We start from the raw sequence: 14,846 nt of genomic DNA on the forward strand, positions 1-14,846 counted from the left end.
TACTGCGGTCAGCCGTACGCGGTGACCGGTGCCGGGCGCGGTGAGCTGGAGGGGACGGTTCGCGTGAGCGAGATACCAGCGAAGGCGACGGAGCGCGACGGTCCGTCGGGCGACGCGAGGGCCCGTGGGGGCACGGACGACGCGGCGGGAGACGCCGCCCGGGGCGACGTGGCGGGCGAAGTCCCCGGCGACGAGACGTGGCAGCGCAACCCGCCGGGTTCGATCTACGACTACATCAAGGTCGCCTCGTTCTCGATCGGCGCCGACGGCCTGGTCGACCAGTGGAGCGCGCGCGCCGAGCGGCTGTTCGGCGTGGCGGCGCGGGACGCCGTGGGCAAGGACCCCATCGAGGCCTTCGTACCGCCGGAGCTGCGCGCGGGCGGGCACCGCAAGATGGCGGAGATCCTCGACGGACGGGAGTGGACGGGTGTCGTCCCCTTCCGGCTGCCGGAGGACTCGCTGCCGGCCCACGGCCACGGGGGCGGCCCCGGCGGCCTGGAGGGCATCGCCGAGATCTACGTCATGCCGACCGAGACGGAGGACGGCGAGCGGGCCGCGGTCTGCATCGTCGTCGACGTCCGCGCGCTGCGGCAGATCGAGACGGACCTCGCCGCATCGCAGGCCATTTTCGGCCAATCACCCTTCGGCTTCCTGCTGTTCGGCACGGACCTGAAGGTGCAGCGCGCCAACCGCCGGTTCGCCGACGTCTTCGGCGGCGGCGTCGAGGACCAGCGCGGCCGCACCGTCCACGACTATCTGCCGCGCCACGAGGCCGACCGCATGGCCGCCGCCATGAAGCGGGTCCTGGAGACCGGCGATTCCGTGACGGACATGCAGATAGTGGGCCCCGCGCCCGGCAGCAGCGACCGCAGGCACTGGTCGATCAACCTCTACCGCGTGCACAGCGGTTCGGGCCGCCCCATCGGCGTCGCCGGCCTCGGCACCGACGTCACCCGGCGGCACGCCGCCGCCCGCGAGGCCGCCCAGGCACGGCGCAATCTCGCCCTCCTGAACGAGGCGGGAGCCCGCATCGGCAACTCCCTCGACCTGGAGACCACCGCCCGGGAGCTGCTCGACGTCGCCGTCCCCGGCTTCTGCGACATCGCCTCCGTCGACCTCTACCAAGGGCTCCTCGACGGCGACGAAGCCCCGCCGGGGCTCGCCGACGGCAGCGCCGACCTGCGCCGGGTGGCCTTCGCCAGTGCCGTCGCGGACGCTCCGTTTCCCGCGGGCACCGGGCCCGTCGACGTCGGCGCCGTGCACCGCTTCGCGTTCACGTCGCCCTGCGCCGACGCCCTGCGCGCCGCCCGCCCCCGCCTGATCACCGGGGACGACGACGATTCGGCGAGCCGGCGCACCGGTGGCCTCGTCCAGTCGACGCTGGCCGTGCCGATGGTCGCCCACGACACCGTGGTCGGCCTCGCCCAGTTCTCCCGTACGAAGGGCAGCGAACCCTTCGGCGAGCGCGACCGGGCGCTCGCCGTCGAACTGGCCGCCCGCGCCGCGGTCTGCATCGACAACGCACGCCTGTACCGCCGCGAGCACGAACGCGCGCTGATACTGCAGCGGTCCCTGCTGCCGCCCGGCGACCCCGAGGCGTCCGGCCTCGACATCGCCTGCCGCTATCTGCCGGGCAACGCGGCCACGGAGGTCGGCGGCGACTGGTTCGACGTCATCGAACTGCCGGGCCACCGCACGGCCCTGGTCGTCGGCGACGTCATGGGCCGAGGCCTGCGGGCCGCCGTCGCCATGGGCGAACTGCGCACCGCCGTCCGCACCCTGGCGCTCCTCGACCTGGAACCCGCCGAGGTGCTCTCCGCCCTCGACGAGGTCGCCCGCGGCCTCGGCAACCCGGCAGGTCCCCAGCAGGCCTCGCGCGCGGCCCGCAAGGCGGCGGACGCGGACCTCGGCGAGGTGTACCTCGCCACCTGCGTGTACGCGGTCTACGACGCCGTGACCCGCCGCTGCACCTTCGCCAACGCCGGACATCTGCCGCCCGTCCTCGTGGAGCCCGGCGAGTCCGCGCTCATGTTCGACGTACCCCCGGGCATGCCGCTCGGCGTCGGCGGCGAGCCCTTCGAGGACGTCCAGGTCGAGCTCCCCGAGGGCGCGCTCCTCGCGCTCTACACCGACGGCCTCGTCGAATCCCGCCACCACCCGCTCGACGAGGGCCTGAACGCCCTGGTGGGCGCTCTCAACGACGCGCCTCCCGTGCTTGAGGACGTCTGCGACCACGTCCTGAACACGCTCGACACCCACCACGGAGAGGACGACATCGCGCTCCTGATGGCGCGCGTCGAGGGCCTGCCCGCCGAGCACGTCGGGGACTGGACGCTGCCGCGCGACCTCAAATCGGTGGGCCGCGCCCGCGAACTGGCCTGCGACCAGCTGCGCGCCTGGGACCTGGAACGGCTCTGCGACACCGCGGAACTGCTGGTCAGCGAGCTCGTCACCAACGCCTTGCGGTACGGCGAGGGCGACATCAGACTGCGCCTCCTGCTCGACCGCACGCTGGTGTGCGAGGTGTGGGACGGAGGCTTCGTCCAGCCGCGCCGCCGCCGGGCCAGGGACACCGACGAGGGCGGGCGCGGGCTGCAGCTCGTCGGCCTGCTCAGCGCGGCCTGGGGATCGCGCAGGACGCCGCACGGCAAGACGGTGTGGTTCGAACTCGCCCTGCCCGGCGACGCGGAGCCGATGGACCCGGCGGAGGCGCTGCTCAGCCTGTTCTGACCCGGGCCCCGGTTCCTCGTCGAGCTCGGGGAGGGGAGCGGGGTGGGGCTCTTGCCCGCCCCCCCTTATCCAAGGCCGCCGCCGGGCGTCGTACGGGTGGTGGCGCGCTTCCTGCGCCGCTTGTACGCGACCGTCGCGGCGACCCCGGCCGCACACGCCGCCGCCACCGGGAGCACCAGGTCCCCGGTCACGGAGTCGTCCGCGCCGCCCGGGTCGGCCGGGCCGGTGGTGAGCGCCGGGGTGGGCACGGAGCGGCCGGCGAGGACGGCGCGACAGCCGTCCGCGGCGCCCACGGCGGCCCCGGCCCAGTCGCTGTGGCGCAGGGCGGGCCTGATCGCCGTGGCGGCCACGGACCGGAGCTGCGCACCGGTGAGCCGGGAGCCTTCGTCCACGGAGTAGGCGAACCGGCGGTCGTGCGTCGCGACGGCGAGCAGCACGTCGTCGGGCCCGAGGCCGTTGCGCTCGGCCGTGGCGTCCGCCCAGCTCTGCGCGGAGCGGCCGGAGAAGTCCGTTACGTAGACGACGAAGAGCTGCACGCCGCTGTCGTCGTAGAGCCGGTCGAGGGCCTGCTCGACGGCGTTCTCACGCTCGCCGAGGGCGTCGGTCCTGTCGGTGGTCCGGCCGGTGCGCGAGAGCGTGACCGGGTCGTCGGCGACCGCGGGGGAGGGCCACGGCAGCAGAAGCCACCCGAGCAGCACGGCCACCGCGGCCGCTGCTGCCCGCGCGACGGCCACACGCGGGGACGGCGTCACATGTGCGAGCGTATGGCGGCATCCGCCCCGCCGCGACCCGGGTCACTCGCGCCCCCCTACTCCGTCCGCCGCCGGATCTTGCTGCCCAGCCACACCAGCGGATCGTACTTGCGGTCGACCGCCCTCTCCTTCAGCGGAATCAGCGCGTTGTCCGTGATCTTGATGCCCTCGGGGCACACCTCCGTACAGCACTTGGTGATGTTGCAGTAGCCGAGCCCGTGCTCGTCCTGTGCGGCCCGCTTGCGGTCGAGGCCGTTCTCCGCCGCCGCGTCCAGCGGGTGCATGTCCAGCTCGGCGACGCGCATCAGGAACCGGGGTCCGGCGAAGACGCCCTTGTTCTCCTCGTGGTCCCGCACCACGTGGCACGTGTCCTGGCACAGGAAGCACTCGATGCACTTGCGGAACTCCTGCGGGCGGTCCACGTCCTCCTGCCGCATGCGGTACTCGCCGGGCCCGAGATCCGCGGGCGGTACGAACGCCGGGACCTCGCGCGCCTTCGTGTAGTTGAAGCCGACGTCCGTCACCAGATCGCGCACCACGGGGAAGGCGCGCAGCGGGGTCACCGTGATGACCTCGTCGGGTCCGAAGACCGACATGCGGGTCATGCACATCAGCCGGGGGCGGCCGTTGATCTCCGCCGAGCACGAACCGCACTTGCCCGCCTTGCAGTTCCAGCGGACGGCGAGATCGGGAGTCTGGGTGGCCTGGAGGCGGTGGATGATGTCGAGCACCACTTCGCCCTCGTTGACCTCGACCTCGTAGTCCTCCAGGCCGCCACCACCGGGATCCCCGCGCCAGACCTTGAATCGCGCGTCGTACGAACTCACTCGTACAGCTCCTCTTCAGCCAGGTACTTGACCAGCTCCTCCTTCTCGAAGAGGGCGAGCAGGTCCGGGCGGATGGGCTCGGTCTCGACGCGGGCCAGGTCGATCTGGCCGCGTACGGCTCCGGTGGCCGCCAGACCCCCGGTGGGGTCGGCGAGCCGGCAGAGCAGGTTGGCGCGGCGCCACTCGCGGTTCATCGCCGGGTGGTCCTCGCGGGTGTGACCGCCGCGGCTCTCGGTGCGCTCCAGGGCGGCCCGCGCGATGCACTCGCTGACCAGGAGCATGTTGCGCAGGTCGAGGGCGAGGTGCCAGCCGGGGTTGAACTGGCGGTGGCCCTCGACACCGGCCCGCCGCGCCCGCACCCGCAGGTCGGCCAGCTTCTCCAGGGCCTGTGTCATCTCGGCCTCGCGGCGGATGATGCCGACCAGGTCGTTCATGGTCTGCTGCAGTTCCTGGTGGAGGGTGTACGGATTCTCGTGCGGCGTCCCGTCCTCGGGCCCCTCCGCGCTGAACGGCCGCAGCGCCTCCGCGGCCGCCGCGTCGACCTGCTCCTCGTCCACGGCGGGGCGGGCGGCGAGGCCCGCGGCGTACCTGGCCGCGTGCAGGCCCGCGCGCCGTCCGAAGACCAGCAGGTCGGAGAGGGAGTTGCCGCCGAGCCGGTTGGAGCCGTGCATGCCGCCCGCGACCTCGCCCGCGGCGTAGAGCCCGGTGACCCGGCGCGCGGCGGCGCTGTCGGAGTCGACCGCGACGCCGCCCATCACGTAGTGGCAGGTCGGCCCGACCTCCATCGCCTCCGCGGTGATGTCCACGTCCGCCAGCTCCTTGAACTGGTGGTACATGGACGGCAGCCGGCGCTTGATGACCTCGGCGGGCATTCGCGTCGACACGTCGAGGAACACCCCGCCGTGCGGGGAGCCGCGGCCCGCCTTCACCTCGGAGTTGATGGCGCGCGCGACCTCGTCACGGGGCAGGAGTTCGGGGGGCCTGCGGTTGTGGTCCGGGTCGTCGTACCAGCGGTCGCCCTCCTCCTCCGACTGCGCGTACTTCTCCTTGAAGACGTCGGGCACGTAGTCGAACATGAACCGCTTGCCCTCGGAGTTGCGCAGGACTCCGCCGTCGCCGCGCACGGACTCGGTGACGAGGATGCCCTTGACCGACGGCGGCCAGACCATGCCCGTCGGGTGGAACTGCACGAACTCCATGTTCAGCAGGGGCGCCCCGGCGAGCAGCGCGAGCGCGTGCCCGTCACCCGTGTACTCCCACGAGTTCGACGTCACCTTGAAGGACTTGCCGATGCCGCCGGTCGCAAGGACCACGGAGGGGGCCTCCAGGACGAAGAAGCGGCCCGACTCGCGGTCGTAGCAGAAGGTCCCGCTGACCCGCCCGCCCTCGCCGAACCCCTCGTCCTCCTCCTTCAGGACCCGGGTGACCGTGCACTCCTGGAAGACCTTCAGGCGCGCCTCGTAGTCCCCGAACTCCTTGTAGTCCTCCTGCTGCAGCGCGACGATCTTCTGCTGGAGCGTGCGGATCAGCTCCAGGCCGGTGCGGTCGCCGACGTGCGCGAGGCGCGGATACTCGTGACCGCCGAAGTTGCGCTGCGAGATCCGGCCGTCCGGAGTGCGGTCGAACAGGGCGCCCCAGGTCTCCAGCTCCCATACGCGGTCGGGTGCTTCGCGGGCGTGCAGTTCGGCCATGCGCCACTGGTTGAGGAATTTGCCGCCGCGCAGGGTGTCGCGGAAGTGGACCTGCCAGTTGTCGCCTGAGTTCACATTGCCCATGGAGGCGGCGATGCCGCCCTCGGCCATCACGGTGTGCGCCTTGCCGAACAGGGACTTGCAGATCACCGCCGTACGCGCGCCCTGCTCGCGCGCCTCGATCGCCGCCCGCAGGCCCGCGCCGCCGGCCCCCACCACGACGACGTCCCACTGCTGCCGGTCCACTTGAGACATCAGCTGGTCCCGTTCCTTAGAAGAAGCGCGGATCGTCGAAGGCGCCGCTGGCGACCAGGTAGACGTAGAGGTCGGCGAGCGCGACGCTCGCCAACGACGTCCAGGCGAGCAGCATGTGACGGTTGGTCAGCTTGCCGGTCCACTGCCACATGCGGTAGCGCACCGGGTGCTTGGAGAAGTGCTTGAGTTTGCCGCCGATGACGTGCCGGCAGGAGTGGCAGGAGAGCGTGTAGATCCAGATCAGCACGACGTTGACGAGGAGGACGAGGGTGCCGAGCCCCATGTGCCCCCACTCGTAGTGCTCGTCGCGGAAGCCGAGCACGGTGTCGTACGTGAGGATGCCCGCCACCGGTACGGCGGCGTAGAAGAAGTAGCGGTGGATGTTCTGCAGGATCAGCGGGAAGCGGGTCTCGCCCGTGTACTTCCTGTGCGGTTCGGCGACCGCGCAGGCGGGCGGTGAGGCCCAGAAGCCCCGGTAGTAGGCCTTGCGGTAGTAGTAGCAGGTCAGCCGGAAGCCGAGCGGGAAGACCAGGATGAGCACTGAGGGGGACAGGCCCCACCAGCTGCCGAATATCTCCCAGTTGGGCCCCGAGCGCATCGGTTCGCAGTTCTCGGCGACGCACGGCGAGTAGAACGGCGAGACGTAGGGCGCCGCGTAGTAGTCCGCGTTCGCGAAGGCCCGCCAGGTCGAGTAGACGACGAAGGCGAGCAGTCCGGCGGCGGTCGCCGCGGGCGCCAGCCACCATCGGTCGGTCCGCAGATGGGCAGCGGTGATCGCGGCGCGCGTGCCGTCGCGCACGCCGCCGGGGGCCGGTCCGCTCTTCGGTTGGGGTTCCGTGCCGGTGGCCAACGAGGCTCCACTCCTTCGTCCTCGGATGGGGAGAGGCTCTGCGAGTGCGTGCGGCTTGCGGGGGTGCGGGGGTGCGAGGTGCGGCCCGGGTCGTGGGTCGGAGGTCGGGTTTCAGGGCGCGTGGCGGTCGCAGCCGCCCAGGCCCTCGTCGTCGAGGTCCCCGGCGTTCGCCCACAGAGAGCTGTCGTACGGGGTGTCGGGGATGGTCACGAATTCGCGCGGGGGCGGTTCGGTGCGGGGTGCCGACGGCGGCGGGGTCGCCGCGCGCAGCAGGGCCACGCTCTCGCGCAGGTGGTCGGTGTCCGTACGCACCCGGCGTACGTCGACGCCCGCCAGTGCTCCGTCGGCCTGCTGCTCCAGTCTGCCGACGGAGCGGACGAGGTCGTCCACACATCGTTGGACAGCCGTCAATTCATCGTGCAGAGCCATTACTTGCCCTCACTTCGGGTGTGCGGTGGCAACGCTCATGCGCCTGCGAGTGTCGCGCGTCACATCCCGGCTTGTGAAGGGATCTGCACCGATTGCCGGATCGAGAGCGGTGAATGCGCCGGATCACGCGCCGATCTCGCCGATCTCGCCGACCTCGGACGACGGCGACCGTCCGGCGACCGGAACGTGCCCCGGGCCGCTGCCGGGTGCCGTCGTGGGCGTCTGCCCCATCGGGCCGCTGCCGCGTGCCGTCGTCGGCGCGCCCGCCCCATTGGGCCGCACGAGTGGGATATGGGCGCCCCGCGTCGTGCCTCCCCCGCGGGGTCTGTCCCGTCGCCTTCAGTGGAGCGATAGATGTGATCAGCTCCATATACCGCCAAACGTGATCAAACCCGGCCCGGTCCTGGTAGCGGGCGGCCGGGCGAGCCCCGGACCCCGGAGGTACCAGCCATGTCCCACGACCGCGCCAGAGTCAGATCTGTCGTGTTCCTCGCGACGGGGGTGCTGGCCCTGCCCGCCCTCGCCGGCTGCAGCTCGAACGACGAGGCGGGGCGGCCGACCGCGGGCCAGGACGTCGCTCCCGCCGCCCGGGACCTGGTCGCCGACGGCGGAACCATGAACTGGGCGGTCGACGCGCTGCCCGAGACGTTCAACTCCTTCCAGGCCGACGCCGACGAGGGCACCGCACGCGTGGCCGGCGCGGTCCTGCCGTCCCTGTTCCGCCTCGACGCGCAGGGCAGGGCGCAGCGCAACGCCGACTTCCTGGAGTCGGCGAAGGTCGTCGAGCGCGAGCCCCAGCAGGTCGTCCTGTACAAGCTCAACCAGCAGGCCGTCTGGAGCGACGGCCGGGAGGTCGGCGCCGACGACTTCGCCGCCCAGTGGCGGGCCCTGTCCGGCAAGGACTCCGCGTACTGGACGGCGCGCAACGCGGGCTACGACCGCATCCAGAAGATCGAGCGCGGCGCGAACAACCTGGAGGTGCGGGTCACCTTCGCCAAGCCGTACGCGGACTGGCGCTCCCTGTTCTCGCCGCTCTACCCCAAGCAGGTCATGGGCGCCCCCGACACCTTCAACGACGGCGCACGCCGCAGGCTGAAGGTGACCGCGGGCCCCTTCGCGCTCGCCTCCGTCGACCAGAAGGCCGGTGACGTGACGCTGGAGCGCAACCCGCGCTGGTGGGGCAGCCCGGCCAAGCTCGACAAGATCGTGCTGCGCCGGGTGACGCGCGCCGAGCGGGCCGGGGCGCTCGCCCAGAACAGGGTCGACCTCGCCGCGGTGGACTCGGCGGAGGCCGGACGGATCTCCCTGGCCGCCCGGGACAAGGGCGCGCAGGGCCCGCCGGCGCACGGCCCCGGCGCCGCGCTGACCCCCGCCAGGGCGCTCCGCTCCTGGGCGCTCGCGCACGGCTCCGACGAGGAGGCCGCCGCCACGGAGACGGCAGCCCGCGCCAAGACCCGCAAGGCCGTCAAGAAGTACGCGACCGAGCAGGAGGGCCTGCGCGGCTACGTGGTCCGCAAGTCCCTGGAACCGGCCTACACCCAGCTCGCCCTCAACGGCTCCGAGGGACCGCTCGCCGACGACCGCGTGCGCCGTGCGGTGGCCCGCGCCCTGAACCGCGAGGAGCTCGCGAAGACCGTCCTCAAGCCGCTCGGCCTGCCCGCGGTGCCGGTCGGCAGCCACCTCGCCCTCGCCGGTCAGCAGGCGTACGCGGACAACAGCGGGGCTCTCGGCGAGCAGGACACCGCCGAGGCGCGGGCGCTGCTCGCGGACGCGGGCTGGACGCCGGGCGGCCCGCTCAAGGGGAAGAAGGACAAGGACGCGAAGACCGCGGGCGGCGAGGCCGGCGCGAAGAAGGCGAAGGCGGACTCCGAGGAGGAGTCGGGCGACGGCACGTACATCGTGGGGGAGGACGACGGCAAGCCCGCCGAGACCGGCACCACGGTGCTCGCCCCGGCGCCCGCGGCCGCCTATCAGCGGGCCGTCCTGAACCGGCAGGCCGACGCCCTCGGACTGTCCCGCGAGGCCGACAAGGAGAAGAAGGAGCCGGGCGAGCACTCCAGGGCCAAGCACACCGGCAAGCACTCCAAGGCCGAGTCGAGGGGCGAGTCCAAGGCGAAGTCCAAGGCCGAGTCGAAGGGCGAGTCCAAGCCCAAGTCCGAGGCGCGCGCCAAGGACCACGCCAAGGGCGGTGTCCCCGGCGCGTACGCCCCCAAGGGCACCGCCGCTCCGAAGGCCGCGGGAGCGGCCGCGGCCGCGCCGCTCGCCAAGGACGGCAAGCCCCTCACGCTCCGCTTCGTCCTGCCCTCCGGCGACGGCTCGGAGCCGCTGCGCGCGGTGGCCGACCGGATCTCGCGGATGCTGGAGAAGATCGGCGTCCGCACGGAGACGGCGAAGGTCGCCGACGACAGCTACTTCAAGGACCACATCGCGTCCGGCCAGTACGACCTCGCCCTGTACTCGTGGCCCGCGTCGGCCTTCCCCGCCACCGACGCCCGCCCGATCTTCGCCAAGCCGGTCCCGGCCGCGGACGGGTCGCTGAACGTCGAGCAGAACTACACGCGCGTCGGCACGGACCACATCGACCAGCTCTTCGACCAGGCGGTCGGCGAGCTCGATGAGGAAACGTCACTCTCCCTGGTCAAGAAGGCGGACGCCCGCATCTGGGCCGAGGCGGGCTCCATCCCCCTCTACCAGCGCCCCCAGCTGATGGCGGCCCGGCCGAACCTGGCGAACGCCGGAGCCTTCGGCTTCCAGGCCCCGCACTACGAGGACATCGGCTTCCTGAAGCCGGGCGCGAAGCCCTCGGGCAGCCCGTCCGCCGGATAGTGCGGATAGCGCGGACAGGCGGGCGGTACGGGCTGCGCGCGCCGCCCCCGGCCTCCCCCTCGCCGCAGGGCCTCTGCTCAGATTCCGCTCAACTCTCTTGCCCGTCGGCGACCCCGGCGGGCAAGCTCATACCTACCCATTGACCTGCTGTTTCCCCAAAGTTCCCGAGGCTTTCCCCACCCCCGCGACGCCCCCGCGGAGGCTGCCTCCGCGGAAGGCCCGTAGACTGGGGTGAGGCCGTGGCGTGTCCAGCCCGGCAGGGTTCGCGTACTTCAGAGGTGCGTGTGACCATCCACTCACTCCAGGAGTACGCCGCACTATGGCCACGCGCCACGACATCCGCAACGTTGCCATCGTCGCTCACGTCGACCATGGCAAGACGACCATCGTCGACGCCATGCTCAAGCAGGCCGGTTCCTTCGCCGCGCACGCCGCCGAGTCCCTCGACGACCGCATGATGGACTCGAACGACCTGGAGCGTGAGAAGGGCATCACGATCCTCGCCAAGAACACGGCGGTGAAGTATCACCCCAAGGACGGCGGGGATCCGATCACGATCAACATCATCGACACCCCCGGCCACGCCGACTTCGGTGGCGAGGTCGAGCGCGGTCTGTCGATGGTGGACGCGGTCGTCCTGCTGGTCGACGCCTCCGAGGGCCCGCTGCCGCAGACCCGCTTCGTGCTGCGCAAGGCGCTGCAGCAGCGGCTGCCCGTCATCCTGTGCATCAACAAGACGGACCGCCCGGACTCGCGCATCGACGAGGTCGTCAACGAGACGTACGACCTCTTCCTGGACCTGGACGCGGACGAGGACCAGATCGAGTTCCCGATCGTCTACGCCTGTGGCCGTGACGGCGTCGCCTCGCTGACCAAGCCGGAGGACGGCACGGTCCCGGCGGACTCCACCAACCTGCAGCCGTTCTTCTCCACGATCCTTGAGCACGTCCCGGCCCCGACGTACGACGAGGCCGCGCCGCTGCAGGCGCACGTCACCAACCTCGACGCGGACAACTTCCTCGGCCGCATCGCGCTGCTCCGCGTCGAGCAGGGCGAGCTGCGCAAGGGGCAGACGGTCGCGTGGATCAAGCGGGACGGCACCATCGCCAACGTCCGCATCACCGAGCTGATGATGACCGAGGCGCTCACCCGCAAGCCCGCCGAGATGGCGGGCCCGGGTGACATCTGCGCGGTCGCCGGTATCCCCGACATCATGATCGGCGAGACGCTGGCCGACCCGGAGAACCCGATCGCGCTGCCGCTGATCACGGTCGACGAGCCGGCGATCTCCATGACCATCGGTACGAACACCTCGCCGCTGGTCGGCCGCGGCGGCACCGGCAAGGGCGCGGACGCCAAGGCCGCGGTCAAGGACCGCAAGGTCACCGCCCGCCAGGTCAAGGACCGCCTGGAGCGCGAGCTGATCGGTAACGTCTCGCTGCGCGTCCTGGAGACCGAGCGTCCCGACGCCTGGGAGGTGCAGGGCCGCGGTGAGCTGGCGCTCGCCATCCTGGTCGAGCAGATGCGCCGCGAGGGCTTCGAGATGACCATCGGCAAGCCGCAGGTCGTCACGCAGCAGATCGACGGCAAGACGCACGAGCCGGTCGAGCGCATGACCATCGACGTGCCCGAGGAGCACATGGGCTCCGTCACGCAGCTCATGGGCGTCCGCAAGGGCCGCATGGACAACATGTCGAACCACGGCTCCGGCTGGGTCCGCCTGGAGTTCGTCGTGCCCTCCCGCGGCCTCATCGGCTTCCGTACGGAGTTCCTGACGAGCACCCGCGGCACCGGCATCGCCCACTCCATCCACGAGGGCCACGAGCCGTGGTTCGGCGAGCTGAAGACCCGTAACAACGGCTCTCTGGTCGCCGACCGCGCCGGCGCCGTCACCGCCTTCGCGATGACGAACCTCCAGGAGCGCGGCGTGCTGTTCACCGAGCCCGGCACCGAGGTGTACGAGGGCATGATCGTCGGCGAGAACTCGCGCGCCGACGACATGGACGTGAACATCACCAAGGAGAAGAAGCTCACCAACATGCGCTCGGCCGCCGCCGACTCGTTCGAGGCGATCGTGCCGCCGCGCAAGCTCTCCCTGGAGCAGTCCCTGGAGTTCTGCCGCGACGACGAGTGCGTCGAGGTGACCCCGGAGGCCGTGCGCATCCGCAAGGTCGTCCTTGACCAGAAGGAGCGCGGCCGTTCCGCGTCCCGCGCCAAGCACAACTGACCCGCTGATGTAGCGCAGTTGGTGGCACTCAGTCGCCACGAGGCCGATTTCCGCCGCCCCTGAGGGGTGCGGCGGGGATCGGCCTTCTGCGTTTCTCCTGGCGAGTACCGTGTGGCCACTGTCGGCCGAGGGGTTCCCGGCAACTGGTTTTTGGCTGGGGAGCGTCCGCTATCCGGACGTCACTGACCGTTAGATGTGTAACACGTCCGTTTCGCAACCATCTATCTCGGATCGGTTTGTCCGGATTTTGGAAGTTGTACGCGTCAGGTGTGATTGAACCGAGACCAAAAGGGTGTGGTCGACCGGTACCTCATGGCTAATAGTTGACCGCGTATAGCTCGGGTCAATGGGTCACGCGCTGTGGGGAGCGCCGACTCACGAGCACACTGGGGTACTCGATCTTCGCCGTCAGGGGTGTCGGCGTGGTTGCACGTACCCCCTCTTGCAGTGAACAAGTGGACTCATGAGGAGGAACCCCATGCGTGGTGCCAAGAGCGCCAAGTGGGTCGCGTGCGCGATAACCGTCACTCTGGCGGCGACCGCCTGCGGCGGTGGCAGCGACAGCGGTGACGACATGAACAAGGGCAAGGCGGACCCGAAGGGCATTGTCACCGCGCAGCTCAGCGAGCCGCAGAACCCGCTGCAGCCGGCCAACGCCAAGGAGAGCCAGGGCAGTCGCGTCCTGCGCACGGTCTTCGCCGGCCTGGTCGACTACAAGCCCGGTTCCGGCAAGCTGGTGAACATCAACGCCGAGTCGGTCAAGCCGAACAAGGACTCCTCGGTCTGGACCGTCAAGCTCAAGCCGGGCTGGAAGTTCCACGACGGCACCCCGGTGACCGCCAAGTCCTACGTGGACTCCTGGAACTGGTCGGCCAACGTGTCGAACAACCAGACCAACTCCAGCTGGTTCGCCGACATCAAGGGCTACGAGGACGTCCACCCCGAGAAGGGCAAGCCCAAGGCCGACAAGATGTCGGGCCTGAAGGTCGTGGACGAGAACACCTTCACGATCTCGCTCAACAGCCCCGTCTCGTACTTCGCGTACAAGCTCGGCTACGACGTGTGGGCGCCGCTCCCGGAGGCCTTCTTCAAGGACCCGAAGGCGTTCGGCCAGAAGCCGGTCGGCAACGGCCCCTACAAGTTCGTCTCGTGGGACCACAACAAGCTGGTCAAGGTCCGTAAGTTCGAGGGCTACAAGGGCCCGAACGCGGCGAAGAACGGCGGCATCGACTTCAAGAACTACACGACCGCCGACGCCGCCTACTCGGACCTGCGCTCGGACAGCCTCGACTGGATCGAGCAGGTTCCGACCACCGCGCTGACGAACTACAAGCAGGACCTCGGCGACCGCGCGATCGACCAGGAGTACTCCGCGGTCCAGTCGATCGTCCCGGCGTTCTACTCCAAGCAGTTCAAGGACATCGACCCCAAGGTCATCCAGGGTCTGTCCATGGCGATCGACCGCGACACGATCACCGAGAAGGTGCTGCACGGCACGCGTACCCCGGCCGACTCCTTCGTCGCCCGCGGTGTGCTCGGCCACAAGGACGGCGCCCTCGGCGACGTCGCCAAGTTCGACCCGAAGAAGGCCAAGGCTCTCATCAAGGAGGGCGGCGGTGTTCCCGGCAACAAGATCTCGATCCAGTTCAACGCCGACCAGGACCACAAGCCGTGGGTCGACGCGGTCTGCAACAGCATCCGCAAGTCCGTCGGCGTCGAGTGCGTCGGTGCCTCCAAGCCGACCTTCCAGGCCGACCTGAACGCGCGTGACAACAAGCAGGTCAAGTCCCTGTACCGCGGTGGCTGGGTGCTCGACTACCCCGTCAACTCGAACTTCATGAGGGACCTGTACGGCTCCAAGGCCGCCGGTAACACCAGCGGCTTCTCCAACAAGAAGTTCGACGAGCTGAGCACCAAGGCCGACAAGGCCGCCACGCTCGACGAGACCGTGAAGCTGTACCAGGAGGCGGAGCAGATCCTCGTCAAGGAGATGCCGGCCATCCCGCTGTGGTTCTACAAGGCCAACAGCGGCCAGTCGGTCAACATCCTCGGCAAGATCCCCTACGGCCAGGACGGCGACCCCATCTTCACCGACGTCCAGGTGAAGCAGAAGTAAGCATCGGGACCGTCGTCGGGTGTCGCCGCTCCGATCCCGAGCGGCGGCACCCCACCGAGGCGCTGGCCCGGGGCGCGCCACCCCCCCCCCCCGGTTGGGGAGTTAGCCCCGGCCCCCCCCCCCCCCACCCAGGAGGGGGGGAA

At 70.5% G+C, this 14,846-nt stretch carries 10 protein-coding genes; 4 read left to right on the forward strand and 6 right to left on the reverse strand.

Annotation, left to right across the window (positions count from 1 at the left end; all coding sequences use genetic code 11):
- Positions 1-63 precede the first annotated feature (63 nt).
- Positions 64-2,730: a SpoIIE family protein phosphatase gene (locus ACFVYL_RS25920; protein WP_389719871.1), complete on the forward strand. Its 2,667-nt coding sequence runs from the start codon at positions 64-66 to the stop codon at positions 2,728-2,730.
- Between the two features lie 65 nt (positions 2,731-2,795).
- Here ACFVYL_RS25920 and ACFVYL_RS25925 read toward each other — a convergent pair whose 3' ends face one another.
- From ACFVYL_RS25925 to ACFVYL_RS25950, 6 genes are all read right to left on the reverse strand, one after another.
- Positions 2,796-3,482 (reverse strand): TPM domain-containing protein, encoded by a 687-nt coding sequence (locus tag ACFVYL_RS25925; protein ID WP_389719873.1) that lies wholly within the window; start codon positions 3,480-3,482, stop codon positions 2,796-2,798.
- Between the two features lie 56 nt (positions 3,483-3,538).
- A complete protein-coding gene (locus tag ACFVYL_RS25930; protein ID WP_389719875.1) occupies positions 3,539-4,309 on the reverse strand; it encodes a succinate dehydrogenase/fumarate reductase iron-sulfur subunit in 771 nt (256 codons plus the stop codon).
- On the reverse strand, positions 4,306-6,255 hold the full coding sequence (locus ACFVYL_RS25935) for a fumarate reductase/succinate dehydrogenase flavoprotein subunit (RefSeq protein WP_389719877.1): 1,950 nt from the start codon (positions 6,253-6,255) through the stop codon (positions 4,306-4,308). Before ACFVYL_RS25935 ends, ACFVYL_RS25930 begins: the two co-directional genes overlap by 4 nt.
- A gap of 16 nt (positions 6,256-6,271) precedes the next feature.
- Positions 6,272-7,105: a hypothetical protein gene (locus tag ACFVYL_RS25940; protein ID WP_389719878.1), complete on the reverse strand. Its 834-nt coding sequence runs from the start codon at positions 7,103-7,105 to the stop codon at positions 6,272-6,274.
- 111 nt (positions 7,106-7,216) lie between these two features.
- Positions 7,217-7,534 carry a hypothetical protein gene (locus ACFVYL_RS25945; protein WP_389719879.1) on the reverse strand — a complete coding sequence of 106 codons (318 nt, stop codon included), beginning with the start codon at positions 7,532-7,534 and terminating at the stop codon, positions 7,217-7,219.
- 123 nt (positions 7,535-7,657) lie between these two features.
- Entirely contained in the window at positions 7,658-7,816 is a 159-nt protein-coding gene (locus ACFVYL_RS25950; RefSeq protein ID WP_389719881.1) for a hypothetical protein, read from the reverse strand.
- Between the two features lie 168 nt (positions 7,817-7,984).
- On the opposite strand from ACFVYL_RS25950, the gene ACFVYL_RS25955 reads away from it, so the two are divergent.
- The 3 genes from ACFVYL_RS25955 to ACFVYL_RS25965 all read left to right on the forward strand — a co-directional run bounded on the left by ACFVYL_RS25955 (position 7,985) and on the right by ACFVYL_RS25965 (position 14,703).
- The gene (locus tag ACFVYL_RS25955; RefSeq protein WP_389719882.1) at positions 7,985-10,360 is read left to right on the forward strand and encodes an ABC transporter family substrate-binding protein; all 2,376 of its coding nucleotides are present in this window, start codon (positions 7,985-7,987) and stop codon (positions 10,358-10,360) included.
- Positions 10,361-10,679: 319 nt separating this feature from the next.
- Positions 10,680-12,587 (forward strand): translational GTPase TypA, encoded by a 1,908-nt coding sequence (typA, locus tag ACFVYL_RS25960; protein ID WP_389719884.1) that lies wholly within the window; start codon positions 10,680-10,682, stop codon positions 12,585-12,587.
- Positions 12,588-13,065: 478 nt separating this feature from the next.
- Complete coding sequence (locus ACFVYL_RS25965) at positions 13,066-14,703, forward strand: ABC transporter substrate-binding protein (RefSeq protein ID WP_389719885.1); 1,638 nt, start codon at positions 13,066-13,068, stop codon at positions 14,701-14,703.
- The last annotated feature ends 143 nt before the right edge of the window (positions 14,704-14,846 follow it).

Origin of the sequence: Streptomyces sp. NPDC058308, assembly GCF_042880275.1 — a bacterium.
Taxonomy (GTDB): Bacteria; Actinomycetota; Actinomycetes; order Streptomycetales; family Streptomycetaceae; genus Streptomyces.

What these genes read in the sequence shown, in the direction of transcription:
- ACFVYL_RS25935 (WP_389719877.1), bottom strand. Translation starts at nt 6,255, where the DNA reads ATGTCTCAAGTGGACCGGCAGCAGTGGGACGTCGTCGTGGTGGGGGCC.
- ACFVYL_RS25945 (WP_389719879.1), bottom strand. Translation starts at nt 7,534, where the DNA reads ATGGCTCTGCACGATGAATTGACGGCTGTCCAACGATGTGTGGACGAC.
- ACFVYL_RS25955 (WP_389719882.1), top strand. Translation starts at nt 7,985, where the DNA reads ATGTCCCACGACCGCGCCAGAGTCAGATCTGTCGTGTTCCTCGCGACG.
- typA (WP_389719884.1), top strand. Translation starts at nt 10,680, where the DNA reads ATGGCCACGCGCCACGACATCCGCAACGTTGCCATCGTCGCTCACGTC.
- ACFVYL_RS25965 (WP_389719885.1), top strand. Translation starts at nt 13,066, where the DNA reads ATGCGTGGTGCCAAGAGCGCCAAGTGGGTCGCGTGCGCGATAACCGTC.